At 44.0% G+C, this 5150-nt stretch carries 6 protein-coding genes and 5 pseudogenes; 8 read left to right on the forward strand and 3 right to left on the reverse strand.

Going from position 1 to position 5150, the window contains the following annotated elements:
• From ABRZ26_RS24655 to ABRZ26_RS24665, 3 genes and pseudogenes are all read left to right on the forward strand, one after another.
• Positions 1–344 (forward strand): transposase (locus ABRZ26_RS24655; protein WP_319606657.1); only part of this gene is annotated, 344 nt, incomplete at its 5' end.
• A gap of 232 nt (positions 345–576) precedes the next feature.
• A pseudogene (locus ABRZ26_RS25235) lies at positions 577–660 on the forward strand (RHS repeat-associated core domain-containing protein); the annotation flags it as partial.
• A gap of 423 nt (positions 661–1083) precedes the next feature.
• Positions 1084–1515 carry a hypothetical protein gene (locus ABRZ26_RS24665; RefSeq protein ID WP_319606659.1) on the forward strand — a complete coding sequence of 144 codons (432 nt, stop codon included), beginning with the start codon at positions 1084–1086 and terminating at the stop codon, positions 1513–1515.
• Between the two features lie 76 nt (positions 1516–1591).
• On the opposite strand, the gene ABRZ26_RS24670 is transcribed toward ABRZ26_RS24665, so the two are convergent.
• The gene (locus tag ABRZ26_RS24670; protein ID WP_319606660.1) at positions 1592–1816 is read right to left on the reverse strand and encodes a SymE family type I addiction module toxin; all 225 of its coding nucleotides are present in this window, start codon (positions 1814–1816) and stop codon (positions 1592–1594) included.
• 247 nt (positions 1817–2063) lie between these two features.
• Between ABRZ26_RS24670 and ABRZ26_RS24675 the strand changes: the two are divergent.
• Together ABRZ26_RS24675 and ABRZ26_RS24680 are read left to right on the forward strand one after the other, a co-directional pair.
• Positions 2064–2630, forward strand: a pseudogene (locus ABRZ26_RS24675) (RHS repeat-associated core domain-containing protein); the annotation flags it as partial.
• 327 nt (positions 2631–2957) lie between these two features.
• Positions 2958–3410 (forward strand): DUF2947 family protein, encoded by a 453-nt coding sequence (locus ABRZ26_RS24680; protein ID WP_319606661.1) that lies wholly within the window; start codon positions 2958–2960, stop codon positions 3408–3410.
• 172 nt (positions 3411–3582) lie between these two features.
• Here ABRZ26_RS24680 and ABRZ26_RS24685 read toward each other — a convergent pair.
• Positions 3583–3705: pseudogene (locus ABRZ26_RS24685) on the reverse strand (hypothetical protein); the annotation flags it as partial.
• A gap of 123 nt (positions 3706–3828) precedes the next feature.
• On the opposite strand from ABRZ26_RS24685, the pseudogene ABRZ26_RS25240 reads away from it, so the two are divergent.
• The 3 genes and pseudogenes from ABRZ26_RS25240 to ABRZ26_RS24695 all read left to right on the forward strand — a co-directional run.
• A pseudogene (locus ABRZ26_RS25240) lies at positions 3829–3914 on the forward strand (RHS repeat-associated core domain-containing protein); the annotation flags it as partial.
• 220 nt (positions 3915–4134) lie between these two features.
• On the forward strand, positions 4135–4329 hold the full coding sequence (locus ABRZ26_RS24690) for a hypothetical protein (protein WP_319606662.1): 195 nt from the start codon (positions 4135–4137) through the stop codon (positions 4327–4329).
• Complete coding sequence (locus tag ABRZ26_RS24695; protein ID WP_319606663.1) at positions 4326–4754, forward strand: Imm26 family immunity protein; 429 nt, start codon at positions 4326–4328, stop codon at positions 4752–4754. Before ABRZ26_RS24690 ends, ABRZ26_RS24695 begins: the two co-directional genes overlap by 4 nt.
• A 113-nt stretch (positions 4755–4867) precedes the next feature.
• Here ABRZ26_RS24695 and ABRZ26_RS25245 read toward each other — a convergent pair.
• A pseudogene (locus tag ABRZ26_RS25245) lies at positions 4868–5014 on the reverse strand (SymE family type I addiction module toxin); the annotation flags it as partial.
• Positions 5015–5150: the final 136 nt, after the last annotated feature.

The raw sequence follows: 5150 nt of genomic DNA on the forward strand, positions 1-5150 counted from the left end.
TGCTGGATGGTATTGGTGTTCAGCGTCAGAACGGCAGTATGAAGCGCCGTGGTTATGCGGTTTTGGCTGACAAAGCTTACTCAGGGCATGCGCTTCGTAACGAACTGAAACGAAAAGGGATAAAAGCCGTTATCCCTCGAAAATCTAATGAAAAAATGGCTTCTGACGGACGCTCACGGTTCGCCAGTGACGTTTACCGTCACCGCAACGTAGTGGAGAGATGTTTTGGCCGGTTAAAAGAGTACCGGCGTATTGCCACACGCTACGACAAAACAGCGAGAAATTATCTGTCGATGGTGAAACTGGGCTGTATCCGACTCTTTTACAAGAAGTTATGCAATTAAGGGACACAGCCTAATAAAACATTGGCATCAAGAGCAGAAGATGCCCTTGATGATATAAATATGTTCACCTGATTTACGGATTCAGCTCCGTAAATCAGTCACTACGTGAACATATTGGTTTGATTTTTTGGATATCAGGCTCCCGCTCTGCATAGTTAACCGAGCATGGGCGGACGATAGTGTGAACGATTTTTTTGTACTATAACGACGATATAAAAGTAATTTACAGTCGAACCCGATAGGGCTGGCGGGTGGGCTGGACCTGTATGCTTATGCGCCGAATGCGTTGACGTGGATCGATCCGTTGGGGTTAAGCAACTTCTTCACACCATCGGTATTCAATGCTCCATCAGGTAGTACGCACACTGTTTACCAGCAAGCAATTGATTGGGATTTGCCTGTAAATACTCGCAATGGAGTGAAGACAAACCTTGATGTTGCCTTGGATGGTGGGAGTCCATTTGTGGTGAAAAATGGAAAATATTCGCAAATAAACTTACATCATTCCAAACAGAATGCATCGGGATCATTATTTGAGTGTTGTCATCGGATACTCATCAGAAATACCGTTATACAAATGCGCTACATTCACATTTACCGAATGCTCATCCTGATAATCCCGTTGATAGGGAATTTTTTAATACCGATCGAGAAGCTTACTGGAAGCAGCGAGCTAATTAAGAGTTGAAACGCAGAGAATCCAGTAATATCAAAAAATTATGTGGTTAATGAGGTTGTTATGATATCTAATAAAGTGAAAGAATATTTGAAGGAAAACGGATGGTGGTTTGATGATTCAACAGAATTATATGAAAACGCTCTGTTATCAGTGGATGTAAGTATTGAGTCAGATATAGCTTTTTTTTTCTTGCATGCAGAAAGTGGGACGACTTTTAAAAGCAAGAAAAATGATATTTATCAATTGTGTTGGTTTATTATAAATACGGATTATCAATTAAATATTAAGTCGGCTCATGAGGGGCTAGGGCTACCTGATGAATACATTCCCCTTGATGGCTTTGAAGGTGGAGGGGGGTATTTCTATAATAGAAATACTGGTGAAGTTATTGAGTTAGAGTTAGGTGATAAATTAGTGAGATTTTTGAATGGAGAGTTGAAACCACAATGGGTGGACTTTAATTCATTTATTGAAGATTTTTTTGAATTGTAATAATTAATAGAAAGCCGGAAGTGATCGCGAAGATCCTTCCGGCTTTTTATTTTATGGTTTATGGGTTAGTCAGTCGCTATAAATTAATCTGCGTCTCAATAATAATCTTGCCCCGCGCCACCGTGGCGGTGACGGGCATCCCGGTGATAAAGCCAGACTCTTCGAGCCAGCGGCCTTTAAGGTTGATGGCGGAGGGCGGGTTGGGCTTGCCGTTGTGCGGGGCGTATTCCACCGTGTAGTAACGTTCTGTTTTAGTTGCTTTATTTACCGCGCCGTCTGACTTAGAATACTTCCCAGCCATAGTCAACTTTCTCGTCGGCGGGCGGTAGCGTGTGTGATTGCCTGCACTCTCGCAACGGTTGTTCTGCCGTTACGATAGCTGGGGCAATCTGATCAGCCGGTGTAATGGTGAGGAGGCTCAACATTATATGTACGATGCCGATAACCGGCTGATAGGCGCCCGAGGTCGTGGTCCGGCGAGTGAGTATGAAGCATTATCGATGCGCGCGGGTACCTGGTCGAACGTATCGACGCGGGCTGTGAGGAATCGCTATGACGCCTGGGGCAACCTGACGGCGCGTCGCCACGGACTGTATGAGCAGCACTATGCGTATGACGATGGCAACCGGCTGATACGGGCGCGTTCGAAGCGTTCTACGCCTACGACGCGCTGGGACGCAGCACGTATCTCTACGACCCTGCGGAGCCGTGGAGCCCGCTGGCGCGCATCGACCAGGCGGGGAAAGCCGGCCGCCCCCGGCGAGAGGTACTGGCTCCATATCGACCTGAACAGCGCGCCGCTGGAGATGAGCGATGGCAAAGGCGCCGTGCGCTGGAGCGGACATTACGGCGGGTGGGGCGAGGTCGGGCGCCAGACGGTGGATAGCGTCGAGCTGCGGCAGGGACAACCCGTGATAGACCAGCCGCTGCGCTATGCCGGTCAATATGCTGACAGCGAAACGGGGCTACACTATAATCTGTTTAGATATTTTGATCCGGTGGTTGGCAGATTTACGACGCAGGATCCGGTGGGGTTGCTTGGTGGATTAAACAACTACGCTTATGCGCCGAATCCGCTGACTTGGATCGACCCGTTGGGGTTAATGAAATGTAGTCTAACAGGAAACGAAGTTGGTGACGCAACCAATTTACCTGTTATTAAGCGTGGTAGTCCTGAATGGAAAAAAGCCACAGAAACAATACAGAACGGTGGCAAATCCAATTTTAGAGTGAAAGATAAAGCAACTGCTGAAAAATTGTTAACAGATGCTAGAGGAAAAGTAGATAATCAACCTACTTACTCTGAAATCCCGTATAAAAAGGTTATGAACATCACCCTAATGAATCTCATACAATAAATGCACCAGAGAATAATATCCCCCATGTCAAATGGAAGGATTGGAGCTTGGGTAAAAAATCTGGTGGAGCAGGGCATATATTCTATGAATAGAAAATTATTAATTCTTGATGAAAAAAAATATCCTATTGCATGGAGGTTTAACTCTGAGGATTGCTCGTTATCTTTTGATGAGAAAAGAGAGATTGTTTTTCTTGATGAGGAAGGATCTGAGATTCTTTGGAATATGGTATTTCCATTTAATCATTTAATGAAAATGGATTCATCGTTTTTTTCTGTGATAGAAAAAAACAAGTTGGACTTTGAATGTCCTAAAGAATCTTCTTTGTTTTTTAAGAATAAACTAATAGATATTTCATTTGTATTTTTCTTTTGGGGGAAAAGAGCGAGTGCTATTGCACCTGTAGATGTTTTTGTAAAATCATGGAGCGATTTTTTTTACCCCAGTGATGAAACAAGTGTTGTTTTAATTGCCAATAGAAAAAAAATGATTTTTTCGTATGAAGAAACATTTTTTTACGCCGATATATTAGAGTGATATAAAATCGGAAATATCCTCTATCTTTCCAGCTATTTTAAACGGTGGCGCGTTCATCGAACGGTTGCAGGCTCAGTCCTTCCAGACTGTGCCACAACTCCCGCAGATCCTGCACGGTGATGACGATGCAGCCCGGCATCACGCGCAGATGCCCGGTTTCCTGTGGCCACTTGCCGCTGATGGTAATGGCGGGCGTTGAGGTGTAACCCTTGTTGGGGCGGTAGCCGACACGCAGATAGCGCTCCGGCTGAGAGATTTTAAAAACGGGGGGTATCAGGCGTAGAATGCGCGTCAGCCATAGTCAATCAGGAATGAACGGATGGGCGGTAGCGTGAGCGACTTCTTTTACTATGACGATGTTATGAGGGTAGTTTACAGCCAAAATTGGTAGTACGACCCGAAAGCCAGACGAAATCGTCCCTATGACCCGATAGGGCTGGCAGGGGACTGAACCTTTATCAGTATGCGCCGAATGCGCTGACTTGGATCGATCCACTGGGGTTGACTCCTTATAAAAGGTTTACCATCGACACGTAAAACAGGGGGAACTGGGAAAAGCTATGATCCAGTAAATGGTCAAGGATTATATGGGAAGAGTATTTTATATGTTGGTCGAGGAGATGCGCCCTCCCGTTTAAATATCCATGCAAATACGCCGGGTAAGTCTCATCTAAGGCAATTGACTATATTTGATAATAATTTGACTAAATCGGAGGCCAAGTTCTTGGAACAAAGAATTATGGATCTTCATGGTGGTGCTCAGTCGACAAACCCTGTAACTAACTTGCTTAATAAAATCAGATCATATAGTCCTACTAATCCTAATGCTGGTACATATGATATGGCAGGACATAGTGAAAAATGGGGAAGTCAAATATTAAACTATGCTCTATCTATTTTAGAGGGAAAAGGATTATGAAAGTTAAGTATAAAGAAGGTGATATTTTTATCATTCCCATAAGGGATAAATTCGCCATATGTCAAGTTATTTTTTCACCGAAAGGTAAGTTTAAGCAAGTGATTGGTTTTTGTGTCTTATTTATACAAAGTGATAAATCCTTTAAAAATGATGGTGTTTTATGTCCTATTACTATCATAGATATGGGAAAGGAAACGAAAATTATATTTACAGGAAATCAAAATATCAAAAATGGCTTTTGGGAGATAATTGATCATGTTGATTTAACTGAAGATAAGAAAAGATTGAGGGTATTCAATTATGCAGGAGGTCTCTATGATGGAGAAGAAGAAATTAGACGCATTCCTGTTTCTGAATATCCTAATTATACATCAATGGAAGTGTGTGGTTTTGAACTTATCCAGAATATATTAACAAGCATTTAACTCCAAGACGGAAAGATTCTGATAATCCTTCCGGCTTTATTTTATCTTCGTTCAGTTGCGGTTATTTACTGATTTATTCCCTCCAGATCCAGCCCACCGGGAAAGCGCTTAAGTCAGTCGGCGGCAGCGCGTTCATTGAACGGTTGCAGGCTGAGTCCTTCCAGACAGTGCCACAACTCCCGCAAATCCTGCTCGGTGATGACGATGCACCCCGGCATCACACGTAACTTGAGCGGCTGCCCGGTGCTGAATCCGGCTTCCTGTAGCCACCCCCTCTGTCAGGATAGATGTCACCCCCATCAAAAACGCTAATGGGGCGGTGGGGAAACACCATGAAACGCATTTCACCCGAACGAAAATCAGCAGCACTGGCTAAATTACTGCCGCCTTACAACA

Source organism: Brenneria sp. L4-2C (genome assembly GCF_040240335.1).
Classification (GTDB): Bacteria; Pseudomonadota; Gammaproteobacteria; order Enterobacterales; family Enterobacteriaceae; genus Brenneria.

What these genes read in the sequence shown, in the direction of transcription:
- ABRZ26_RS24680 (WP_319606661.1), top strand. Translation starts at nt 2,958, where the DNA reads ATGAATAGAAAATTATTAATTCTTGATGAAAAAAAATATCCTATTGCA.
- ABRZ26_RS24695 (WP_319606663.1), top strand. Translation starts at nt 4,326, where the DNA reads ATGAAAGTTAAGTATAAAGAAGGTGATATTTTTATCATTCCCATAAGG.
- ABRZ26_RS24670 (WP_319606660.1), bottom strand. Translation starts at nt 1,816, where the DNA reads ATGGCTGGGAAGTATTCTAAGTCAGACGGCGCGGTAAATAAAGCAACT.
- ABRZ26_RS24665 (WP_319606659.1), top strand. Translation starts at nt 1,084, where the DNA reads ATGATATCTAATAAAGTGAAAGAATATTTGAAGGAAAACGGATGGTGG.